The organism is Gordonia otitidis NBRC 100426, from assembly GCF_000248075.1.
Taxonomy (GTDB): domain Bacteria; phylum Actinomycetota; class Actinomycetes; order Mycobacteriales; family Mycobacteriaceae; genus Gordonia; species Gordonia otitidis.
In genome coordinates this window covers 1-21,844 of record NZ_BAFB01000128.1, presented here as the reverse complement: position 1 = coordinate 21,844, position 21,844 = coordinate 1, and the positions used below count along the sequence as shown (strand labels likewise).

Sequence of the window (21,844 nt, the reverse complement as noted above, 5' to 3'; positions counted from 1 at the left end):
GGAGACCAGGGAGATGCCGACAGACGAGAAACGCAGCGATGTGAAGAAGTCCGAACTGACCGACCGTCCCAACAAGAGGCGACCCGGGGCACAGGCGGGTGGCCTGTCGGTTGCAGACTCCCGACCCCGGGTCGTCGACGGTTTCCTCCGGGGTGCGCGGTGCACACGATGTGCTCACGCGCTGTCGCAGACTGATGTGCCCTGGTGCCCGGTGTGTTTCGGCCAGATCGAGCCCGCCGGGTTCTCCCCGTCGGGCTCCGTCTGGGCAGCCACGACGGTGCGGATGCCTGTCGGCCGATGGCGCCCGCCCTTCGCCTTGGCATACGTCGACGTCGACAACGGGCCCCGCGTACTGGTGCACGTCGCCGCAGAGCCAGCACCGCACGCTGGAGATCGCGTCGTCTTCGACAGTGACGAGGCGGGCGACCTCGTCGCGCACAACGCCACCACAGCAGTGACAGAAAGAGTTTCGCGATGAGAGGCGATGTCGCAGTATGGGGGGTCGGAACATCCGACTTCGGAGTATTCACCGACCAACGTGTCGAGGCGCTCGGATGGCGTGCCGTCAGCGAGGCGATCCGCGACGCCGGTGTCACACCCGACGACATCGAGGCGATCGTCGTCGGATCGGTGTTCGGTCCGCCGGGAGTGGCGACCCGCATCCAACGGGGACTGGGCATCGGTGCGATACCGATGTGGACGATCGAGAACGCCTGTGCGAGCGGCACAAGTGCCTATCATGAGGCAGTTGTAGCGGTTCGGGAAGGTCGATTCGGCTGTGTCCTTGTCATCGGAATCGATCAGATGTCGACCCTGTTCACCGGAGCGATCGTGCCGGAGGCGACCGATCCCGAGGGGGCGACCGGTCTGCCGCTGCCGGGGCTGTACGCGTTGACGGCGGCCCGCTACATGGACGTCTACGGACTCACGCTCGAACAGTTGGCCGCAGTCGCGGTGAAGAACAAGACGAATGGTGTCGACAACCCGCGTGCCCACCTGCGTCGTGAGCCGCCAACCGTTGAGCAGGTGCTGCGGTCGCGGCCCATCGCTGATCCGCTCACCATGCTGCAGTGTTGTCCGACGACGGACGGCGCCGGCGCGATGGTGATCGGCAGCGGACGTCGGACGCAGCGTGACGTGCTCGTGGAGTCGTCGGCAATGGTGTCGGGTAAGCCATGGGATCAGCGCAACGACGAGGTGTGGGGCTTCGCGTGCGTACGCCGTGCCGGCGAGCAGGCGCTTGCAGGCGCCGGCCGGTTGATCGGCGAGATCGACGTGTTCGAGGTGCACGACGCCTTCACGATCGGCGAGATCACGACGTTGGAAGCTCTCGGGGTTGCCGACGAAGGGAAGGGCGGCGATCTGGCGGTATCGGGTCACACCGCGAGAAGTGGTGCGCAACCGGTTAATCCGAGTGGCGGACTCTTGTCACGAGGGCATCCGCTCGGTGCCACCGGGACCGCGCAACTCGCCGAGATCGTTTGGCAGCTCCGCGGTGAGGCAGGTCCACGGCAGGTTGAGAAGCATCGGGTCGGCATGGTCGAGACCATGGGTGGCGGTGCCGCAGGCATGGACGGCAACGCCTGCGTGGTGACGGTGCTGTCGGCATGAGGGAACCAGTGGGATCGAGCCTCGAGGGGCCCGCCGGCCTGCTCGGATTTCGCCCGATCGCCGGTCTGCGCACAAGCGACGGAAGACGAGTAATCGACGGCGCGTTGTACCGCAGTGCGACACCACAATTCGTCGCTGCGGCAGATGCGCGGCACTTCGTCGAGCGAACGGGACTCCGCCAGATCGTCGATCTGCGTCTCGACTACGAGGCAGCGGCCGAGGGCAGCGGTGGCTTCTCCGCGACGGAAGTCGCGATACTCAACATTCCGTTCGCGATTCGTGCGCCCGTCGCAGAGGGGTCGGCGGTGGCGCCCATGCCCGGTGCCGATCCACTAGTGGCTACGTACCTCGGCTATCTCGGTGCGTGTGACGCCTTCAGAGCGCTCATCGACGCACTGCTCGACCGGGACGGTTTGCCCGCCATGGTGCACTGCACCATGGGTAAGGATCGCACCGGTGTTGCCGTGGCGATGGTGCTCGACTCGATAGGCGTTCTACGTCGCGACATCTGCCGCAACTACGCGCAGCGCAGCGAAGACATTCCGGCCATGATGGGTCGCCTGCGTGAGATGGCGAGTTACGGCGACGCCGTCGACGTGTACCCACCTGAGGCGATGCAGATGGACCCCGCCACAGTCCTGCGATTCCTTGCATGGATGGATCTGCGCCACAACGGTACTCGTCAGTGGCTGGCATCCGTGGGGGTCGACGCAACTCGGCTACTGCAGTTGGAAAACACACTCCTGGAGGACGATATGACAACCGCATCGACACAGATTCTGCGATCTGTCGTCCTGCCAGCAACACCCGACGAGGTGTGGGCAGTTGTCGGTGATACCGGCGGCGTACATCGATGGATCCCCGGCATCGACTCGTCGTCGGTCGACGGTGAGGTCCGCACCGCGATCTTCGACGACGGTTCGCCAGCGCACGAGCGGATCGTCGAACACGACGACGCGCGGCGTACCTACACCTACAGCTATCTCGATGGCCCGATCCCACTCGACGCCTACGAGTCGACCATCACCGTCGGGCCCGAACTCGACGGCGACGGTGCGCTGTTCGTGTGGAATGCGACCCTGTCGGCGACCCCGGAGGTGGTCACGGCCGTTGAGGGACTGTACGACGCTGGGATCGCACGATTGCAGGAGATCTTCCGTTGAGTTGGCCCGGAGCATGCCTCCGTGATTCCCCGGATCGAGTAGTCATCGCGCGGACAGGTAGTGCCGTGCCGGGAACTCACGTACCGGCACGCTGATTCGATTCCTTCGCGGGCTTGCGAGATTGGGTGTCGACGGGTTCCAAGCCCGTTGCTCCCGACATCGAAGCACTGGAGGAACCATGTCCGACAAGACAATCCGCAAAGCAGTACCCGGGCGTCGCACCCGCCGCGCCACCGTGGTGGCGGCGCTGACCGCCGGTGCGGGCGCGGTGACCATCGCGTTGGCCGCACCCGCGTCCGCAAATGTGCAGAATCCCGTGGTCACACCTGGTATCGACGGCAAGGTCGCAACAACCTGCGAGTACAACGTGACAGTCCCGCTGATCCCCGGTGCATTCAAGGGACCGGTAACCCTGAAGGACGGCAACCAGCTGGTAGGGACACTGCCGACGCAACCGAACGACTCGAAGGTCGTGTTCAGGTGGACGCCGAACCAGACCGGAAATCGCACTCTCACTGCTTCGCAGACGTTCTTCGGCAACATCGTGATGACCCGGACAGCCGACGTGTTCGTCGTTCCCGGGCTGAACCTCGGAAGTCTCTGCATTGCGCAGTGATCTCGGCGCCGCCATTTCCTGCGTGGACGGTTCGACAGGTGAGGTCGAACCGTCCACGCAGGCGCCGTCCGACTGGTGCCGTCGTCCCGGCTAGTGCTCGTGGCTGGAGCGTGCCGTGAACGACGCGTCGAACGAATTCTGTGCGATGGCGCGGAGGTGACCGTCGCTCAAGTCCAACTCACGTCGCACCTCGACGAACGCATCGCCGACGTACCCGCCGAAGTAGGCCGGATCGTCGGAGTTGATGGTGACGACGAGTCCGGCGTCGAGTAGATCGAGCAGCGGATGGTCGGAGAGCTTTTCGACGCCTCGCAGGCGCACGTTCGAGAGCGGACAGGTCGTGAGTGGGATACGGTCGGCCGCCAGCCGTGTGAGCAGTGCGCGATCTTCGAGAGCGCGGACACCGTGATCGACACGTTCGATCCCGAGGACGTCGAGTGCCTCCCAGATGTACTGCGCAGGCCCCTCCTCGCCCGCGTGCGCCACGACATGGAGTCCAGCATCACGGGCACGGTCGAAGACGGGTGCGAATTGGCCTGGGGGAAAGCCGAGTTCGGCGGAATCGAGTCCGATCCCGATGATGCTGTCGAAGAACGGTTCCAGAGCATCGAGGGTTGTCATGGCATCGGCGACCGGCTTGTCACGCAGGAAGCAGGCGATCAGGTCGGCGTGAACGCCGGTCTCCGATGATGCCGCGTCGAGCCCACGACGCAGCCCCCGCACGACGACGCCGAGGTCGACGCCGCGCGACGTGTGCGCCTGCGGATCGAAGAAGATCTCGGCGTGTGTGACTCCTTGCGTCGCGGCCTTGCGCAGGTACGCCGCCGCGAGGTCGGCGAAGTCGTCCTCGGTACGCAGCACAGCCATGCAGGCGTAGTACAGGTCGAGGAAGTGTGGAAGGTCGGCGAAGGCGTGTGCGCTGCGCAGCTGATCCACAGACGCGTAGGGCAGCGCCACATTGTTCCGAGCGGCGAGAGCAAACACCATCTCGGGTTCGAGCGTGCCCTCGATGTGGATGTGCAGTTCCGCCTTCGGCAGTGTCAAGAGCTCGGCATCGTCCATGATGTCCATCCTGCCCGGCGGGTCATCACGGCCGCTGCACAGCCTGGAACACGGCCTCCCGTCGGTGCGTGAATCCCAGGTTCTCGTAGAGCCGGATCGCCGACGTGTTGTCAGCGGCGGCATGCAGGAACGGCAGGTCGCCGCGACGGCGGATCACCTCGACGACCGCGAGCATCACTCTGCTCGCCAGCCCCTCTCCGCGAAACTCGGGATCGGTGCACACCGCGCTGATCTCGCTCCACCCCGGCGGATGCATCCGTTCGCCCGCCATCGCGATCAGCGTGCCGCCGCGGCGGATACCGAGGTAAGTGCCCAATTCGACGGTGCGGCGTCGAAAAGGCCCGGGGCGGGTGCTTTGCACGAGGTCGAGCATGTCGTCGACGTCGGTCGCACCCAACTCGACGACCTCGGCGTCGGACTGTCCACGCACGGTGTCGCCGATCATCTGCACGCCTGCCATGCGCATGCGGCTGATCCAGCCCTCGGGCGGCTCGACGGTCACGGTGGCGAGCGTGATGGTCCCGTTCGGGCCGACGAGCTCGGCGGCGTCATCCCAGTCGGCGGTCGACGGATCGTCGGGGAGCGCGACCCACGGCGACACATCGACCGGGTACCGGAGCGCAGTGCCGTACCTCTCGGCGAAGCGCGCATGCGGTCCGAGCAGTGCCGAGTGGGCGGGATTGTCGAGAACCGCGCTGTCGGCGTCCGGATCGACTCGTCGGTCGGAATCGGGGATGCGCGCCACGCCCTCGACGATATGTGGCGCACGTCGTCACGCGCCTCTCGGGGTTGCGCGGTCTATCGCCTCCTCCAACAAAGCGCAGAAGTGTCGGTAGAACTCGGTTGCGTCGCTGTGTAGCCGGATCTCACCGAGATCGGCACCACGTTCGCGTGCTGCCGTCGCGGACTCGGCTGCGTCGGCGGCCAGGCCGCGGCACACCCGCAGGTACTCGCGAAGGCGGTCGGTCTTGCCGTTGGCCAGATGAACGATGCGGGAGGATGAGAGGTTGTCGCGCATAGCGAGATCGAACAACGTCTGCAGTCCCACGGGCACGGCGCTGTAACCGCAGTTGTGTGCGCCCGGCCCACCGGAGTTCAACACCTCGACCAGTCGACACGCGGCGTCGGCGAGAAACCTCCGCCACGTCGAGAGTGCCGATGCAATGTTCTGCGGTTGCAGCACAGCGGCGTCGACGACTCGTTGCGCATAGACGTGGTCACGGTCGACGGTGAGCGCGATGTCTGGCCAGCGCGCCGAGTGGTCGACCACGAGCCGACCCAGCAGCGCGGAGTCGAGCAGCCGGTGCGAGAGGGTCGTCGTGAACACCAGGCTCGGCCCCTGAGGTGATGCGAAGATGCGCCACGGCACGACGTCGAGCGCGGGTAGTTCGATGCATCCGTCGACGATCGCGACCTGCGATCCCAACAGTGTGGCCACCACGTCACGCGTGATGGCGAGGAGCTCGGCTTCACTTTCGACGACGTATCCGGTGGCGACACAGTCGGGTAATGCGTCGAGTGCAGCGGTCAGGTCATGAAGCTCGCCGAAGGAGGTGCGTGCGGCTGGTCGGAACGGATCATTGATCATGACGAAGACGGGGTGGGCGTGACCGAAGACCTCCCGCAGTGTGCTGACCGCAAGCTGAGTCAGGCGAGGGATGTCGCCGTGTCCCGCCTGCGCCATGTGGTTGTCCTTGCGAGGTAGGAATCGCCAGCCGAGCTGGGCCAACTGGCCGCGCGTACGGATCCACTCGGCTCGATCTGACGATCGGAGGAGCGCGCTGTCGAGCGTGCAGCGGATCTTCCCGGAGTCGGCCGCAGTGAAGGCAACCAGTACCCGATGACGCTGTCCGTCCTGCCGTGTGACCTCGATGTACTGCCCGGTTTCGAGGCGGGGCAGCCGGAGCGCGAGCGTGCTGGCGAACTCGCGCCAGGCATCCTCGATGAGATCGTCGAAGCTGAGGTCGGACATGCTGTTCCCCATCTCTCCTGTCGGCCGCCTGAGCGCCCGTAGTACGAATGTGTGTTCGAAGAGAACGGTATGTGAGGGGTATGACATCCGACGTTTGCGCAGTTCAGTAGTAGTAATGACGCGATATCTGGATCATCCGATCGGTCTCGGACGGAATGCGCCTCCGCCTGTGAGTGTTGGCAAATACAAGTAGCAATGAGGAGAGTGACATGACAGCGGAGATGTTGACAGTGCCGTCGACAACCGCAGCACCGGTCGCCGATGTCGCGGGTGGCCCACTGCTGCCCACCGAGGACAGCTTCTACGACGCTCCGTCCGACTTGGGTTCGTACGGTCCGGGGGAGGTCATCCGCTCCCGGCAGGTCGAACTCAAGAACTTCTGGGTGTCCCATCACCAGGCATGGCAACTGCTGTATCGGTCGACCGATCTCGACGGCAATCCCGACGCGACCGTCACGACCGTCGTCGTACCCGATCGGTCGAAGCATCCCAATCCCGCAGTGCTGTCCTTTCAGTGTGCGATCGACGCGGTGACGTCACAGTGTTTTCCGTCCTATGCCCTGCAGAAGGGCGCCGACGCCTCGCGTGCGGTTGCTCCGTTCGAGTTCATGGTGGTCCGACGCGCGCTTGCGAAGGGCTGGGCAGTCTCCATTCCCGACCACGAGGGCGCAAAGGGTGCCTGGGGCGCTCCCCGCGAGCCGGGTTACCGTGCGCTGGACGGGATTCGGGCCGCACTCTCCTTCGAACCCCTCGCGCTCGACCCCACGAGTCCGATCGGCATGTGGGGATATTCGGGTGGCGGGCTGGCAACGTCGTGGGCTGCCGAGGTGGCACCCGACTACGCACCTGAACTCAACATCGTCGGGGCCGTGCTGGGCTCACCGGTCGGCGACATGGCGTCGACGCTGCTGCGACTCAACGGCGGTCTGCATGCCGGGCTACCGATTCTCGTGATTGCCGGTTTGCGTCGGGTCTATCCCGCTCTCGATCGCATGATCGACGAGCATGCCACCGACTTCGGTGCACGTAACCTCGACGATGCGACCCGGCTGCCGACGCTCGCTGCCATCCGGCGCTTCCGCAATCACGACCTCGACGACTACTTCGACATTCCGCTCGCCGACCTACTCGCCGACCCCGGCATCGTCGAGATGATGGACGATCTGCAACTCGGCACCCACCCGCCGAGCGTGCCGCTACTGGTGATGCAGGCCGTGCACGACGAGGTGATCGACGCCGACGACGTCGACGCCCAGGCACAGCGGTACCGCGACCTGGGTGTTCCGGTCACCTACGTACGCGACCTTGTGACGGAACACTATTCGCTACTGCCGCTCTCGGGGCCGCTGGCGATCAGTTGGCTGACACATCGACTCGACGGCCGGCCGGGCGAGGACAAGACGATCACTGCGATTGCCGGTCAGCGGATGTTGCTGTCCAGGTCACGCTGACCGGGACCTCGTCGTCCCACGGCTGTCGGGTCACCAGATCGGCGACGCGTACGTAACCTCTCTCGAATTCGCCTGTCGCGGCGTCGATCAGCCGGTATTGCTGAGTCTGGGTGTGTATGGGCTGGGCGTCGACGAGCACGATCCGTACCTCACCCGGCTCGAACCCGCATCGTTCCTGAAGTGAGGCGATGAGTTGTTCGTTGGAGAGGTGGCCGTCGCCGAAGTTCCAGCCCATCGCCGTCGAGCAGATGCGTTCACCGTCGGTCAGCATGTACTGGGATTCGTCGTGGTCCGCCATCGCTCGATGGGCAAGGGTGAACAAGGCGCGGCCATGACTGTTGAAGGCGCGGAACGCATATCCCATGTAGAGCGCGACCTGGGCGGCTTCCGGGGTGCCGTAGATGCGCTGCAGTTGCGATGCCGGTAGTGCCGCGATGGCCACCACGTTCTTCTCGAGCTTCTCCGACGCCGACGGCGTCATACACCAGATGCCCGTGTCCCAGTTGCCTGCGTAATAGCGCATCCCTGGCAAGAACGACACCTTGCGCGGAAACAGATTCCCGATCACCACGGTGCCGGCGACCACGACGAACAGCAGCGCAACCCACCATGGATGCTCGAGGTCGGTGAGTCCGAGGTCGGCATGCCCGACGAACAGTGCGAGCACCCCGAACATCATGAAGACGTTCCACTCCAACGGAACTCCCATTGGAATGGAACTGAGGATTCCGAAGTGGAAAATCAGCATGACAGCCGCGGCGACCCAGGTGAGCCACCCGCCGTGCGAGAAGAACAACACGATCGGCACGAGGCCCTCCACCGCGGTGGAGAAGTGCGCTATCCACCGCGACGGTCTGCCCGGCCGCAGATCGTCCGGAAAGCGCTCGAAGAACAGACGTTTCATCTTCGGCGATCGAATCACCGCGTTGTTCGACATCATCGTGGCGATCACGAACGGAAAGTGCTTGTTCAGCTTCGACGTCGCCGCGCCGAGCCAGATCACCAGGAAGACGATCTTCGCCGCGACGATCATGTCGACACCTGTGAACAGGAACGTCACACACAGCGCGCCGTACACCTCACCGCGTGCGGCGAGAAAGACTGTCTTGTCGCGTAATCCGACCACGGCGAGGAGCGCGAGAATCGTCCAGACCTCCCATACCGGTAGCGCACCGGTTGCCGTGTCGAGGTCGGGCAGCGGTCTGCTGCCGGGACTCGCGAGGCCCACCACGAGCATGACGAGGAGTGCGGCGTAGAGCGCGATGTCGACGGGTCCGCGTACGTCGCCTCGGGTCAGTGGTACCCGAGTAGGCCACGGTGGCTGACGAATCGTGTTGGGGCGCAGCCAGTACAAGATCGATCCCAGCGGCGGGAAGAACCTGTTGTTGAGCGGTCCGAAGCCACAACCGAGCCCGACGACCTCGAAGAGCATCGTGTACAGAACGATCTTCTGGAACACGACCGGCTCGTTGTACCAGGACGCGACGTCGAAGAATCCGCCGACGCCGGGCGTCGCCGCGACGATGGCCCAACCGACAGCGATGTACGCGAGGATCTTGACCACGTAGAAGAGATGAAGAGCAACAGGGGTGCCGAACCCGACCTCGGCCCACTGCCGTGCCATGGGGCGGATCTTCTCGGCTCGCGTTCCCTGACTCCACGTCGGGAAGTCGACTTCGGGACTGGTTTGCTTGAAGAACCCCATGTTCGCCCTCGCTGCCTATCGCTGCCGCAGCCTGGACCGTAACAAACCAAGCGAATGCTTGGTTGGGTTTCGAGCTATCCGTCCGGGTCAGCGGAACGGACGGAAGAACGCACGTAGTTCCGAGGCGTAGCTGTCGGGTACCTCGAAGGGTGCGAAGTGACCGCCGTGGGCGGGTTCGGAGTGATAGACGAACGGATCTACAGTAGGCGCCTTGCCGTGGGCGCGCCCACCCTTCGGTGGAGTGGTCCGCCGATGCGCGTACGGACATTCCCGACAACCCGCGATTCGTCCGGCCTGATGGTCTGTGCGGGCGTACCGTGACGCCTGTACCAGTGACAACCCAATGGAGTGTCCCATGTCTGATGCCCTGGAAACCGTCAAGAAGTACGTACCCGACGCCGACCCCGCCGTGGTCGAGAAGATGGCGTCGACCTACCGCCTCGCCCTGTCGAACGCCGACGCCGCGCTTGTCTCGGCCAGCGATCCGGAGGAGCTCAAGACGGTTCGCGAGAACTTCCTCAAGAAGAAGCTCGGTCTGACCGAGAACGATGCCTACCTCGACAACGCGATCAAGGATGTTCTCGAGGAAATGAAGGACGGCAAGTCCAATCCCCGGCTGGCGGTGTACTACAAGCTGGCCGACAAGTTCGGCAAGCTCGGGGTGTTCAAGTAGAGCAACCCGCATCAGCGGATTCTCGGCGGCCCGCGCCTCCGTGACGGTGAGCTCGTCACGGGGCGCGCGGGCCGCCATCTGCGTTGAATACCTCGTCGCGCTCGACACCGGAATCATCTCCTGCAGTGAGGACGTTGAGACACAGCAGGATTGGGTGTAACTGCGGAGGCGGATCAGCGCGCTCATGCCTGTTCTCACGGAAGCGACAGCTGCCTCGGCGGATGTCAACGGGGCGGGAGGCGGGTGGCGTAGCCGATCCGAAGGCTGCTCTCAGGTCGTGTTGATCGAGTGGCAAGGGTCGACTGGCAGAGTCGACGACGTGAACGAGACAAGATCACCTCGTCGATAGACCACACCCTCGCGATGTGACCCCGTCGTAGACGACAATGTCGCGGCGGGGTCGCTGCCTTCCCTAGACGTAGTGCCAGCGGCACGAGCAAGGAGATGCACATGGCAACACCTTCCGGACCGATCCCGCAGTCCTGCCAAAGCGGGGAACAGGCAGATCCGAACTCGCCCACGGAGATGTTCGCGGTTCCGACGGCGCATCGCGGAGTCGGACCGAGCACTCGCACGGAGCGCTTCCCGCAGTTGCGTGAGGACCACGATCTTCCCAAACCCGTACGCGACGAACTCGTCTCGTTGCTCGGTTCACACGGAGCCGACCCTGCGCTGCGCCTGGGTCTCTCGCCTGACAGCGACCCGCGCGAGATCGCAGCGACAGCGCGACGCATGCTGCAGGTGTGGCGCGACCGATCGACCGATCCTGCACTCACCGCTCGTGGTCGGAAACTGTGCGGCATCGCGGTCGCTACGTGTGAGGAGATCCTGCAGGAGATCGAGAAGGGCGCACCCGAACCACTCATTTCGCCGTCGGCTGTCGATGACAGGCCGATCGCGAGTCCACCGGAGGACTCCAATGCGCCCCGGGACTCGGCTGCGGCGCGCGAGACTACCTCGACGCCAGGCCCGAAAGCGCGATCTGCGCATCCGAACTCGCTGCAGGCAGTCCCTCGCGCACGAGCCGGTTGGTTTCGCTTTGGACGAGGGCGTTGACCGGCGTCGGGACGCCGTGCAACCGTCCGAGCAGCACGATCTCGCCGGACAGGTAGTCGGTTTCGACGCTGCCCGAACCACGCGCGACGCTCTGCCACGTCGAACTGCCCAGCGAGTCCTCGCCCGTGTCGCGGCGCACGATGGCGTCGCCGCGGCGCTGCTTGTCGGTGGCCTCCGAAACGATGTCGATACCTGCTGCCGTGATGACCTGCTCGCCTTCGGCCCGTGCACGCCGAACGAGTTCGCTGAACGCCTGGCCGTCGTCGCGGAAGCTGGCGTCGATGCCGTTGACCAGGTTCATGATCAGCTTGCGGTACTTCCACGCCATGATGTCCGAGCGCGGCTCGGACAGGAACGTCGCGGTTCGTAACGCAGACGAAATCGACTGCGCCACTTCGTCTGTACCCGACGGATAGCGACCGACGTCGAGGATCCCGGGACGATTCGACGACGCCTGCACCACGACGCCCGGTTCGAGGTGGAGCGCGGGCAGCATCACGCACAGCGAGTACACGTGCGGGAAAACGCGCGGTAGTTCGCGTTCGTTGGCGACGCCGTTCTGCGCGGAGACGACTGGAGTCTTGACGGGCATGTGCGCGCGGAGGTCATCGATCGCGGCGGCGGTTTGCTGTGATTTGACGGCCAGAAGAACGACGGTGTCGTCGTCCCAGCCGACCTCCGAAGCATTCGACGCAAGGGCGGTTGAAACCGATTGTCGCCCGTCCGCGGTGTCGAGGACGAGTCCGTGTTCGCGCATCGCGCGCAGATGCTCACCACGCGCGACCAGTGTTGTGTCGGCTCCGGAAAGTGCCAGGTGAGCACCGATGACTCCGCCGATTGCTCCCGCACCGTAGATGACGAAACGCATGGTTTCAGGGTAGGTGCGAACGGCGGGATGGCGGAGGGTACGCGGTGTGGGTCATGCCGGGCGGCCTGTCGGCGGTGGGATTGTACGACGGTGGGCGGAGTGAGCACTTGCGCGTAGCGTGAAAACCATGACTGCTGACAACACCGAATTCGAGCGCATCGGCGAGCTGATCTCCAAGGCCAACGTCGCCTTTGTCACCACCAGTGAGTCCGACGGCAGGCTGCTGAGTCGGCCGCTCGCCGTGCTGGACAGGAAGTTCGACGGCGATCTGTACTTCTTCACCGTCGACCCATCGCCCAAGACCGGCCAGGTTGCTGAGGACTCACGCGTCAACGTGAGTCTCCAAGCCGACGACAGCTACCTGTCGATCGCGGGAACGGCGTCGGTCACCCACGATCAGAAGCTCATCGACGAGCTGTGGAACCCTCACGCAGAAGCCTGGTTCGAGAAGGGTCGGGAGGACCCGGGCGTCGCGCTGCTGAAGGTGCACGCAGACTCCGCCGAGTACTGGACTCTCGACAGCCCGAAACCCGTTGCGCTACTCAAGTACGCCAAGGCGATCGTGTCCGGCGACCAGCCTGACGTCGCGAGCAACAAGTCGGTCGACCTCTGACGGCCTAAGAGGATCGAGCGTGCTTCCAGATCGCGTGGTCGATCTCCCAGGGCGTGACAAATCGATTTAGTCGCGCCGAGACGAGTGGCGCAGCAGTCCGGATGTAACTCTCTGCCAAGCCGGGATCGCTCGGAAGTCCAAGTCGGCGAAACCAGCTGAGAATCATCCGGTCGGGCTTGATCCGGTTATCGTCACCAACAAGCATCCAGAAATATCCGCGACGGATGCCATGTTGCCCGTCTCCGGGGACGGAAGAGAGTTCCGTGTCGATAGTGGTCAACTCCTCTTTGTCCGCCAGTACATGATTGCATCCGAGAGTGTTTCTATGCCGTTATCGGATAGAACCCGCGCAAAAGCGATCGATGCGTAGGCTTTGGTCACTCCTCCGCGAGTCGAAGTTCGCTGCATGTTGGTGAGATTCAACAATGCGTCCTCGTCGAACATCGCCAGTGTGGGAGCAGGCAGTGGATCATCGGTGGGAACCTCATTGACCGGAACCACTGCGTTGGTGACACCTTGAGAGCGAGCGAACTCGATGACGAGGGGTGCAACGACTTTGTCGTAATGGGCTCCGATACTCCACACGGCGTCGAGGACGCAGAGGCTGATACTGCTCCATCGTCGCGTGCGTTTCTGGGGATTCAGATCGACGATTCCGTCGATGATGGCGTTGAGTTGATCATTAGTCAGTGGCATGTTGTTCCGATCGTCAGCTGCGTTGCTGTCAGGGATCTATCGGTCTCGCCTCGGCAGTGGTTACAGGGCATCAGGTCGCCGTGATTGACTCGATCACACAACGCGCCGCCGAGCGGACACCGGCGAAGGAGAAGGAAGAACACGTAACGGAGACGGCGATCGCCACGAGGTGTTGGCACCACGGCAGGGTGGCCTGTCTCTGATGAAATGCTGCACCTCATCCGTAAGTTCTGACAATTCCGCGTAGTCAGTCGACGCCGAGTCGACGCGCAACTTCAGGTCCTCCGACGGTGCGTATGAACTCTGGATCACCGCACACTACGAGTTGGTCCCGCGCTCGCGACAGCCCCACGTAGAGGCGCTCCGTCGACCTGTCTCTCGGCTGTGATTCATTGAGTGCGAGCACGATTACTCGACGCTCCAGCCCTTTGAAGCCGAGTACGTGGCCATAGAAGACCTGGTCGTCGTCCCAGAACGTGGCCCAGTACGACTTGTTGCCCTCAGCCTGCCGTTCGATCTGTTCCGGATGGCGGCTACCGGTGGTGAGCAAGGCGATGTCCTCGGGACGCCAGCCGTCGTCGAGGAGGGCGTCGATCTGGTCGTCGGCTGCCTCGAGTGACTCTTCTGCGGTGCACGGAACGAATCGAACGTCGGGCCCTTCACCACCCTTGAGTAGCATGCGCTGTCCCACAAGCGAACTGAATGATCTGGCGATCTGGCGTGTGTTACGTAGGTTGTGATCTAGGACGATGGGAACGAGCGGGACCGGTGGTGAGCCCTGTCGGTCGAAGACCCGCTGCGCCTCGTCGCTGAACACGTAGATTCCGCTGGTTTCCTGGTCGCGCAGACTTGCGAGGAGCGGTGGCCACCACTCGTCGGCGAAGTCCTGTGCCTCGTCGACGATGATCGAATCGAATCGCTTGCCGGGTGGGAGCGTGTCGGCCAGATCGCGCATCTGTTGCGGCAGTTCGTGTTCCCAGAACTGCGACGCAGCCTCGCTGCGCACAGACTCGTCCGGTCCGGCAGCGGCACCCCATTGCATCCCGAGGTCGTGGAACTCGCCGACGTACGACGGTCGGTCTTTGCGGTTCCACGCCGACGTGATGCGTTCGAGGTATGACGCGAGACCGTGCGAGTAACAGACCAACGCGACGCGTTGCCCCGCTCGCGTGAGGCGACGCGCCTGTTCCAGCGCGAGGAAGGTCTTTCCGCTCCCGGCGCCGCCTCGGATCTCGACGCGCGGCAACTGGTCGATGGCGCGCAGGATGACCGCTTGATCTGCTGTGAGTGCATCGGCGACGTTCTCGTTGTCGATCGCGCGTGCGACCACGTCGCGTTGAGGAAGGCCCCGACCGCCGAGCGCCACCATGAGCTGCTCGATACCGCTGCTGTCGAGGAACGGTAGATCGGACGTCTTCTGCAACAGCACCCGTCGGACCAGCGGCATCACCTCGTCGAGTTGGGTGCGGTCGATGATCTTCCACCGTGGGCAGTCCGGTAGCGCGAAATCGGCGGGGACCTGCGAGTGCGGAAAGACGACGAGATGGTCCCAGCGTCGGCGGCCCTGCGTCCACCGCGGATCAGCCTCGACGAAATCGCGTAGCGCATAACAGCCCTCCAGTGCCTGCCGGACCGGCGCGATCCGTTTCGGTGGCCGGCCGCTACGCGTCTGCCACCAAGACTCGCCGTCGTGCCACACCTCGCCACCCTTGACCTCGAGACAGGCGATTCCCGCGCCCTCGATCGCCACCACCAGGTCGATCTCGTGGTCTTTGTCATGGTCGGTGACTCGTTGATTCGCGATGAGCAGGTCGGTGTCGGAGAGTTGCTCGTTCAGCCGTTGCCAGATCGCCTCTTCGGCGTTTGACGCGAAGCGAGGTGCCTGCGGGATCGTCTGCGGCATGCGTCAACCCTCTCGACTGTGGTGATGCGAAGTGCGTCTGTGATGCATGGTGCGTCGAGTAAGTGTGCCAGGCGAGTCCGACATTGCGGGCGAGGTACGGACTCAGACGATGAGCCGAAAACATGTTCGACAAATCCTTGAGGATGTCGGATTAGCCCGCTATCATAGAACACACATTCGATCAACCGGCGGCCAATCACCGGCGTGTTTGCTCAACTACTCAGCATTGTTCTCTACTCAGCACTGTTCACCGATCAACAGTTGTCGACGGCACAGGTTAGGGGGCGGGGGTGGCGTCAGGTGCAAGGAAATGATGACGAAGTCCCAAGCGGGCGTGTCGGTTTGGGATCAGTGTCGCTGACTTCGGCCGTCCTCGACGCTGCCTTGCCAGGTTCCCCGGATGCTGCCATCGCCGAGAAGCTGCGCCAGTTGGCGGTTGTGCTCGACGAGTTGGCACAGGTCGACGTGTCGACATTGTCGGATGCCGCCGTGGCGGAGGCCGCAGTTCACGCTGAGCGGTTGGCGAGGCGGACGTCGAGCGCGGTTACCGATCGGTTGGTGGTGGAGGCATCCGATCGAGATGTACCCCGCAAGCTCGGATACCGCGATGTACGAGGCTATCTGTCGCACCACCTGCACATCGGAGACCCGGCGGCACGTCATCGATTGATCACGGCGACAGGAACATTCACCTCATACGGCGGTGAACGGCTGGCGCCTACCTGTCCCCGCTTGGCCGAGCACGTTGTCGAGGGCACGATTGCCGGTGCGCATGCCCAGGCCGTGCTGGACATCCTGAAAGCCGTCCCACACGAGATCCCCGACGAGACGAAGGTTGCCGCCGAGGCGCAGATGGCCGACTACGCAACACAGTTCACGCCAGCCGAGATCACCAACCTGGGCATGCGATTGTTGGCTCACCTGGACCCGGACGGCTCGATCACCGACGACAAGGATCGCAAACGACGGCGTCGACTGTGGGTGAATCGTCAAAACGCACAATTGATGTCGCGTCTGACCGCCGATCTCGATCCGGTGGCTCGGGCTCGTCTCGATGTGGTGTTGGAGGCATGGGCCACCCCCGGGATGAACAATCCCGACGACCCCGCCTCGCCGTCAGGTCCGGCCACGGCCGCCAATGCCGAAGACGTGGCGGCTGCAGCTGAACGTGACACACGCTCGCGTGGGCAGCGCAACCACGATGCGCTCTCAGCGCTGTTGGAGCGCGTCTTGGCGTCGGGGATGCTTGGCAACACCCACCGGGGACTGCCGATCCAGGTGATCGTGAAAACGACATTGGCCGAGCTCGAAGCAGGCGCCGGGGTGGCGCAGACCGCGACCGGGTCGCTGCTGCCGATCGCCGATGTGGTCGAGATGGCCGCTTCCAGTGGCGCCCAACCTCTTCTGGCGGTCTTCGCCGATCACACCACGGTTCCGCTGTATCTGGGTAGGTCCAAACGGATCGCCACTGTGGGACAGCGCTTCGCGTCGTTCGCCTCCGACGGAGGCAGCATGTGTTCGGGTCCGGGATGTACGGAACCAGCCTCCCGGGTGCAGATGCATCACGCGGCAAAAGATTGGGCCGACGGTGGACTGACGGATATCGACCAGTTGGTGCCGGCTTGCGCCATCCACAATCGCCGGGTTGGGCCGAAGCCCGGCCAGTACACCACGCGCATCATCACTGAAGGACCAGACACCGGCCGCGTCGCGTGGCGACTCAATTCCGCGCCGGGTATGCCGCTCAACCCTGAGCACATCAACCGAGCTGCCGACGTCGCCGCTGACTTGCGCGACTACCTCGGTCACCGTTCGCCATCTGCCACAGGTCATGTCAGTGGCACCGACGTTGGCTACTCCGCCCATTCGGTGAGCCCTTCACGCATGGCGGACGGCGAGGGTACGGACAGCGCCGGAGACTCGAGACGTAACACCGGTGCCGCGCGCAGTTCGGTCGAGGCCTCGCTGACCTCGGCAGTGCCGAGTGGGCTCGTCCTCGTCAGCGACACACGAGTCGACTTCAGTTGGCCCCCGTCCGGCCCCGACGCCCCCGATCCGCCCAAGCCGCCGAGTCTGCCGGATCCACCGGGCCCCGCGAGCGGCGTCGACCCACCGGGCGGGACCGACCCACCATCTCTGCCCGACGCAGCCTGACACGCGCCGCGGGAACTCAACCGAGTCGTCGCGCCAAGCCCAACCCCGCCACCACACCAGGTGGCGGGGCATAGGGAGTTTGTTCGGTGCGCGCGAACGATTCGACGTCGCAGCATCTCTTGACGGGATCAGGGAGATGCTGCGCGGCTAGCGTGAGGACTGTCCGGGTTCGGGGGTCCCTACATCCCGCTCGGTTCGGGGCCTCCGCGTGCCGCAGCGGTGACCCCTGCTGACTGCGTGCTCGCCGGTTGTGGGCACTCAGCCGAGTTCCTCGTCTTCGAGCGCGGCGTCGGACTTCACCTGCTCCATGTGTTCGCGCATGGTCTTCTCCGGCAGCCGGTAATGCACGGCGACGTAAAACACGATGATGCTGAACGCCACAGTCACGATGTTGGCAGGCCAGAACCCGAGGATGGCTGAGTCGTCGAGATCGCCTGCGAGGTAGGAGATCAGGGCGAGGCCGGCCAGCCAGATGATGATCCAAGAGCCCGAACGCATCTCGAGCACCGGCTGGTCGTAGACCATCTCGAGGACGGCGAGCAACACCAGGCCGATGAGGACCGCGATGAACAGCTTGAAGTTGATCGTCCACGTCGACCAGATCACGATGAGATTCGACGAGACGAACGCGAGTACCGGGATCACGTCGCCACCCGGGACACGGAAGGGGCGGTCGAGTTCTGGTGCGGCACGACGCAGCGCGGCAACAACCACCGGTCCCGCAGCGAAGGACAGCACCGTCGCGGACGTGATGAACCCGACGAGCTGCTGCCAACTCGGGAACGGTAGCAGCACGATCAATCCGAGCACGAACGCGACCAGCAGACTGACGAGTGGGACGCCGCGGTGCGTTGTCTTGGCCAGAGGTCGTGGCGCGTTGCCGTTGCGCGACATGGCGTAGGAGACGCGCGCGGTGACAGTGGTGTAGATCAGGCCGGTGTCGGCGGGCGACACGATCGCGTCAATGTAGAGCAACGTGGCCAGCCATGCCAGTCCGAGAGCGGTGGCGATGGCGGCCAGTGGACCGAAGTCGTTCTTGAAGCCCATCTCCGACCAGCCCCTGGCGAAGTCGGCGGGATTGAGTGAACCGATGAACGCCACCTGGAGGGCCACATAGATGACGCCGGTGAGCACCACCGAGCCGATGACGGCGATGGGTACGTACTTGCGTGGGTTCGAGGTTTCTCCGGCGAGTTCGATTCCCTGGCGAAAACCGAGAAAGGAGAACACGATTCCCGACGTCGCGATGGCTTCGAAGACGCCCTGCCAGTGGTTGGGCATGAAGCCCTGCGAGGTGAAGTTGTCGGTGCGGAACTGGGTGGCCAGGAAGGCGATGATGACGATAAGGATGATCGCGAGCTTCCACCACACCAGCACGTTGTTGATGCGGGCGAACCATCGGACGCCGACGTAGTTGATGACCACGAACAGTGCCAGCAGCACGAATGCGACGATGTAACCCAGTCCGGTAAGTGTGTGCACCGTACTGCCGTCGACGGTGCTCTTCTCTGTGAACGCCGCGTATTTGGTGGCGTACTGCAGTGCGCCCTCGACCTCGATCGGAGCGACAGTGCCGCAGGCGATCCAGAGGATCCAGCCACCGGTGTAGCTCGCGAACGAGCCGAAGACGATGTGCGGGAAGCGCACCACACCACCCGACACCGGGAACATGGTGCCGAGTTCGGCAAAGGTGAGTGCGATGAGCAGGATCATGAAGGCGCCCAACGCCCACGAGATGATCGCGGCGGGACCGGCCTTTTGCGCGGCGTTCATGGCGCCGAACAACCAGCCGCTGCCGATGATCGATCCGACGCTGGCGAACAGAAGTCCGATGAGCCCGACGTCGCGACGCAGCGTGTGTTTGGCTGCTTCTGGTGAGTCCGAATTGGTTTGAGTCATCTCGCCTCCCCGTGACGGCACTGCGGTCTTGAGCCAACCTAACCGCCAGGGCGACGTCGGACTGCGGGAACGAGTCCATTGCTGCCGAAATGTGTTGCAATAGCGTGCAAATCGGTCATATACGACCGTGCGCCTCGTCGTGGTGCGCCGTGCAACTCACAGATCGATATCGTGTTCGTCGAAGTCGACGCGTTTCAACGGTTCGATGTGCTTGCGGCCCAGCCAGACCGGTGTGGTGTCGGGCTGGGTCGAGTACAGGCCGTGTGATGCCGATCGGACGCGGTCGTACTGGCTGGGCCAGCGAATGCTCTCGGCCAGCGCGTCGATGACGTCGCGGCCGCGATCGAGGACCCGGACTACGTAGAAGGGCGCGGGCAGGACGTCGGATTTGCTTGTGTTGCACGGCTGGCAGGACAGGACGAGGTTCGCCAGGCCGTCGATGCCGGTGCGCGACCACGGGAGGACGTGGTCGACGTGACGTCCGGCGCGCAGGCGGGCGTTGCAGTAGAAGCAGTCGTTGCCGAACTGGTCGGCGAGGATGCCCGCGGGTCTGATCAGCGAAACGCGTTCGGTGCCGAAGAGGTGGTCGGCGATGTCGGGGCCGTCGTCGAGGACGTCGCGGTTCATGTGCCGCACGTCGTCGACCCATGCGAGTTGGAACGCGGGCTTCACCAGTGGTGCGAGCCGAGCGAGTGTGTGGCAGACGCCGCCGAAGAGTACGAGTCGGTTGCCGTGGTCGGCGATGACGCGGGTCGAGTCGGTTCCCATCCACGAGTCGTCGTAGAGGAAGCACTCGTGGGTGTGGGTGCCCACTTGCTGTAGCAGGTGCAGCGGGTAACGGACGAGAGTCTTCTTGATGGTGTCGTGTGCCGCGGAGTAGTGCTGTGGAGCAGCCATTTTCGCGGTCTCGATGGGGACTTCGCGTAGGGAGCGGCATTCGTCCCGGAGCTGTTCGAGTGCGGAGAAAATGACGCCGCGGCCGTCGCGCGATTGTCGGAGCACCAGCTGGTCTCGTTCGCTGAGTGGTCGCAGCTGGGTCCAGTAGAGTGCCATCACGCGGTCGGTCAGGTCGTCGAGGTCAATGGGCACTTCGGCCGCGGGGTCGTCGGGAACGGATTCGACGGCGAGGTCGAGGAGCGCGACCATCACCGCGAGCTTGTACGTCGACGTGCGCCGACCGCCCTCCAGCACCGCAACCAGCTGCTGGCCGAGCGTCAGGGGGTCGGAGGGCATGGGGTGAGTGTAGGACTGCGCCCCGTCCCGAACGCGGCTCGAGTTTGCAGACGCGGGTGGTACACCAGCCGCATCTGCAAGTTTGGGCGGCGTTTGGGATTACTCGCGCTGCCCGAATGTCTTCACAACCGGGTGACCTCGAGCCCTCCGTCGTGGAACGTCGACCGCAGGCGCTTCTTGTCGAACTTGCCGACGCTGGTCTTGGGGACCTCGGGGATGATGGTCCAGTTCTCCGGGAGCTGCCACTTGGCCACCTTGTCGGACAGGAATTCTCGCAACGACTCGGGCGTCGCGTCGGAACCCTCGCTCAGCACCACGGCGACCAGGGGCCGCTCGTCCCACTTCGGATCGGGGACGCCGATGACCGCTGCTTCGAGGACGTCGGGGTGGCCCATGACAGCGTTCTCGAGGTCGACCGAGGAGATCCACTCACCGCCGGACTTGATGATGTCCTTCGTGCGGTCGGTGAGCGTGAGGTAGGCGTCGGGCGTGATCGAGCCGACGTCGCCGGTGCGCAGCCAGCCGTCGTCGAACTTGTCCGGAGCGTCAACACCGTAGTAGGCGCCGGTGATCCACGGGCCGCGGACCTCGAGTTCGCCGACGGTTTTTCCGTCGTGGGGGAGGGTTTCGCCGTTGTCGCCGACGAGGCGTGCCTGTACGGAGACTGGGAATCGACCCTGCGTGTAGCGGTAGCGCCACCGCTCATCCCTCTCGCTGCCGGCGGGCGGTCGGGCGACAGAGCCCAGCGGTGAGGTCTCGGTCATGCCCCAGGCGTGGAGTACCTCGACGTTGTGCTCGTCCTCGAAGATGTGCATCAACGACGGCGGCACCGCCGACCCGCCGATGAGGACGTCGCGAAGCGAGGAGATGTCCTGCGGGTGCTGGGTGAGGTACTGGTGCAGGCCGAGCCAGATGGTCGGGACGGCTGCGGCGGTGGTCGGCTGTTCGGCGGCGATGAGCGCGGCGAGCGGTTCGGGCTGCAGGAAGCGGTCGGGCATGATGAGCGACGCTCCGATCATGAACGCCGCATAAGGCAGACCCCATGACATTGCGTGGAACTGCGGCACGACGGCAAGTGCGCGGTCGCCCTGGCTGAGTCCGGGGCCGTCGGTCATGCAGACCTGCATGGAGTGCAGGTAGATCGAACGATGGCTGTAGGCAACACCTTT

Annotated in this window: 18 protein-coding genes and 1 pseudogene; 8 read left to right on the top strand and 11 right to left on the bottom strand. The window is 64.2% G+C overall.

The window, feature by feature from the left end; all coding sequences use genetic code 11:
- Nucleotides 1-13 precede the first annotated feature (13 nt).
- From GOOTI_RS13245 to GOOTI_RS13225, 4 genes are all read left to right on the top strand, one after another.
- Nucleotides 14-478 carry a Zn-ribbon domain-containing OB-fold protein gene (locus GOOTI_RS13245; protein ID WP_007239106.1) on the top strand — a complete coding sequence of 155 codons (465 nt, stop codon included), beginning with the start codon at nucleotides 14-16 and terminating at the stop codon, nucleotides 476-478.
- Nucleotides 475-1,611 carry a thiolase family protein gene (locus tag GOOTI_RS13240; protein ID WP_007239105.1) on the top strand — a complete coding sequence of 379 codons (1,137 nt, stop codon included), beginning with the start codon at nucleotides 475-477 and terminating at the stop codon, nucleotides 1,609-1,611. The genes GOOTI_RS13245 and GOOTI_RS13240 overlap by 4 nt, the downstream gene beginning before the upstream one ends.
- Nucleotides 1,608-2,774 (top strand): tyrosine-protein phosphatase, encoded by a 1,167-nt coding sequence (locus GOOTI_RS24770; protein ID WP_051997973.1) that lies wholly within the window; start codon nucleotides 1,608-1,610, stop codon nucleotides 2,772-2,774. The genes GOOTI_RS13240 and GOOTI_RS24770 overlap by 4 nt, the downstream gene beginning before the upstream one ends.
- A 178-nt stretch (nucleotides 2,775-2,952) precedes the next feature.
- The gene (locus tag GOOTI_RS13225; protein ID WP_007239103.1) at nucleotides 2,953-3,390 is read left to right on the top strand and encodes a hypothetical protein; all 438 of its coding nucleotides are present in this window, start codon (nucleotides 2,953-2,955) and stop codon (nucleotides 3,388-3,390) included.
- Nucleotides 3,391-3,480: 90 nt separating this feature from the next.
- On the opposite strand, the gene GOOTI_RS13220 is transcribed toward GOOTI_RS13225, so the two are convergent.
- The 3 genes from GOOTI_RS13220 to GOOTI_RS13210 are packed head-to-tail and all read right to left on the bottom strand — an operon-like array spanning nucleotide 3,481 to nucleotide 6,424.
- A complete protein-coding gene (locus GOOTI_RS13220; protein ID WP_007239102.1) occupies nucleotides 3,481-4,452 on the bottom strand; it encodes an adenosine deaminase in 972 nt (323 codons plus the stop codon).
- Between the two features lie 25 nt (nucleotides 4,453-4,477).
- The gene (locus GOOTI_RS13215) at nucleotides 4,478-5,197 is read right to left on the bottom strand and encodes a GNAT family N-acetyltransferase (protein WP_007239101.1); all 720 of its coding nucleotides are present in this window, start codon (nucleotides 5,195-5,197) and stop codon (nucleotides 4,478-4,480) included.
- A 27-nt stretch (nucleotides 5,198-5,224) separates the two neighbouring features.
- Nucleotides 5,225-6,424 (bottom strand): TY-Chap domain-containing protein, encoded by a 1,200-nt coding sequence (locus tag GOOTI_RS13210; protein WP_007239100.1) that lies wholly within the window; start codon nucleotides 6,422-6,424, stop codon nucleotides 5,225-5,227.
- Between the two features lie 209 nt (nucleotides 6,425-6,633).
- On the opposite strand from GOOTI_RS13210, the gene GOOTI_RS13205 reads away from it, so the two are divergent.
- The gene (locus GOOTI_RS13205) at nucleotides 6,634-7,875 is read left to right on the top strand and encodes a lipase family protein (protein ID WP_007239099.1); all 1,242 of its coding nucleotides are present in this window, start codon (nucleotides 6,634-6,636) and stop codon (nucleotides 7,873-7,875) included.
- Here the strand turns inward: GOOTI_RS13205 and GOOTI_RS13200 are convergent.
- Together GOOTI_RS13200 and GOOTI_RS25195 are read right to left on the bottom strand one after the other, a co-directional pair.
- Nucleotides 7,829-9,580, bottom strand: a complete 1,752-nt coding sequence (locus GOOTI_RS13200; RefSeq protein ID WP_007239098.1) for a DUF3556 domain-containing protein — start codon at nucleotides 9,578-9,580, stop codon at nucleotides 7,829-7,831. The genes GOOTI_RS13205 and GOOTI_RS13200 overlap by 47 nt on opposite strands.
- Before the next feature lie 87 nt (nucleotides 9,581-9,667).
- A complete protein-coding gene (locus GOOTI_RS25195) occupies nucleotides 9,668-9,937 on the bottom strand; it encodes a hypothetical protein (RefSeq protein WP_007239097.1) in 270 nt (89 codons plus the stop codon).
- On the opposite strand from GOOTI_RS25195, the gene GOOTI_RS13195 reads away from it, so the two are divergent.
- Nucleotides 9,936-10,253, top strand: coding sequence for a DUF2853 family protein (locus GOOTI_RS13195; protein ID WP_007239096.1), 318 nt, complete (start codon nucleotides 9,936-9,938; stop codon nucleotides 10,251-10,253). The genes GOOTI_RS25195 and GOOTI_RS13195 overlap by 2 nt on opposite strands.
- 952 nt (nucleotides 10,254-11,205) lie before the next feature.
- Here GOOTI_RS13195 and GOOTI_RS13190 read toward each other — a convergent pair.
- Nucleotides 11,206-12,177: a ketopantoate reductase family protein gene (locus GOOTI_RS13190; protein ID WP_007239094.1), complete on the bottom strand. Its 972-nt coding sequence runs from the start codon at nucleotides 12,175-12,177 to the stop codon at nucleotides 11,206-11,208.
- Between the two features lie 127 nt (nucleotides 12,178-12,304).
- On the opposite strand from GOOTI_RS13190, the gene GOOTI_RS13185 reads away from it, so the two are divergent.
- Complete coding sequence (locus GOOTI_RS13185; protein WP_007239093.1) at nucleotides 12,305-12,790, top strand: pyridoxamine 5'-phosphate oxidase family protein; 486 nt, start codon at nucleotides 12,305-12,307, stop codon at nucleotides 12,788-12,790.
- A gap of 4 nt (nucleotides 12,791-12,794) precedes the next feature.
- On the opposite strand, the pseudogene GOOTI_RS27370 reads toward GOOTI_RS13185, so the two are convergent.
- Nucleotides 12,795-13,486: pseudogene (locus GOOTI_RS27370) on the bottom strand (DUF8548 family protein).
- Between the two features lie 247 nt (nucleotides 13,487-13,733).
- Nucleotides 13,734-15,389 (bottom strand): nuclease-related domain-containing DEAD/DEAH box helicase, encoded by a 1,656-nt coding sequence (locus GOOTI_RS13175; protein WP_007239091.1) that lies wholly within the window; start codon nucleotides 15,387-15,389, stop codon nucleotides 13,734-13,736.
- A gap of 351 nt (nucleotides 15,390-15,740) precedes the next feature.
- Between GOOTI_RS13175 and GOOTI_RS13170 the strand changes: the two genes are divergently transcribed.
- A complete protein-coding gene (locus GOOTI_RS13170) occupies nucleotides 15,741-17,543 on the top strand; it encodes an HNH endonuclease signature motif containing protein (RefSeq protein ID WP_007239090.1) in 1,803 nt (600 codons plus the stop codon).
- A gap of 258 nt (nucleotides 17,544-17,801) precedes the next feature.
- On the opposite strand, the gene GOOTI_RS13165 is transcribed toward GOOTI_RS13170, so the two are convergent.
- The 3 genes from GOOTI_RS13165 to GOOTI_RS13155 form a co-directional block, all read right to left on the bottom strand.
- Complete coding sequence (locus GOOTI_RS13165; RefSeq protein ID WP_007239089.1) at nucleotides 17,802-19,442, bottom strand: APC family permease; 1,641 nt, start codon at nucleotides 19,440-19,442, stop codon at nucleotides 17,802-17,804.
- Nucleotides 19,443-19,598: 156 nt separating this feature from the next.
- Entirely contained in the window at nucleotides 19,599-20,675 is a 1,077-nt protein-coding gene (locus GOOTI_RS13160; protein WP_007239088.1) for an HNH endonuclease, read from the bottom strand.
- 122 nt (nucleotides 20,676-20,797) lie between these two features.
- Nucleotides 20,798-21,844 (bottom strand): AMP-binding protein (locus tag GOOTI_RS13155; protein WP_007239087.1); only part of this gene is annotated, 1,047 nt, incomplete at its 5' end.

Excerpts from the sequence above, each read along its gene's own strand:
- GOOTI_RS13245 (WP_007239106.1), top strand. The coding sequence starts at position 14 with ATGCCGACAGACGAGAAACGCAGCGATGTGAAGAAGTCCGAACTGACC.
- GOOTI_RS13240 (WP_007239105.1), top strand. The coding sequence starts at position 475 with ATGAGAGGCGATGTCGCAGTATGGGGGGTCGGAACATCCGACTTCGGA.
- GOOTI_RS24770 (WP_051997973.1), top strand. The coding sequence starts at position 1,608 with ATGAGGGAACCAGTGGGATCGAGCCTCGAGGGGCCCGCCGGCCTGCTC.
- GOOTI_RS13225 (WP_007239103.1), top strand. The coding sequence starts at position 2,953 with ATGTCCGACAAGACAATCCGCAAAGCAGTACCCGGGCGTCGCACCCGC.
- GOOTI_RS13220 (WP_007239102.1), bottom strand. The coding sequence starts at position 4,452 with ATGGACGATGCCGAGCTCTTGACACTGCCGAAGGCGGAACTGCACATC.
- GOOTI_RS13210 (WP_007239100.1), bottom strand. The coding sequence starts at position 6,424 with ATGTCCGACCTCAGCTTCGACGATCTCATCGAGGATGCCTGGCGCGAG.
- GOOTI_RS13205 (WP_007239099.1), top strand. The coding sequence starts at position 6,634 with ATGACAGCGGAGATGTTGACAGTGCCGTCGACAACCGCAGCACCGGTC.
- GOOTI_RS13200 (WP_007239098.1), bottom strand. The coding sequence starts at position 9,580 with ATGGGGTTCTTCAAGCAAACCAGTCCCGAAGTCGACTTCCCGACGTGG.
- GOOTI_RS13195 (WP_007239096.1), top strand. The coding sequence starts at position 9,936 with ATGTCTGATGCCCTGGAAACCGTCAAGAAGTACGTACCCGACGCCGAC.
- GOOTI_RS25195 (WP_007239097.1), bottom strand. The coding sequence starts at position 9,937 with ATGGGACACTCCATTGGGTTGTCACTGGTACAGGCGTCACGGTACGCC.
- GOOTI_RS13190 (WP_007239094.1), bottom strand. The coding sequence starts at position 12,177 with ATGCGTTTCGTCATCTACGGTGCGGGAGCAATCGGCGGAGTCATCGGT.
- GOOTI_RS13185 (WP_007239093.1), top strand. The coding sequence starts at position 12,305 with ATGACTGCTGACAACACCGAATTCGAGCGCATCGGCGAGCTGATCTCC.
- GOOTI_RS13175 (WP_007239091.1), bottom strand. The coding sequence starts at position 15,389 with ATGCCGCAGACGATCCCGCAGGCACCTCGCTTCGCGTCAAACGCCGAA.
- GOOTI_RS13165 (WP_007239089.1), bottom strand. The coding sequence starts at position 19,442 with ATGACTCAAACCAATTCGGACTCACCAGAAGCAGCCAAACACACGCTG.
- GOOTI_RS13160 (WP_007239088.1), bottom strand. The coding sequence starts at position 20,675 with ATGCCCTCCGACCCCCTGACGCTCGGCCAGCAGCTGGTTGCGGTGCTG.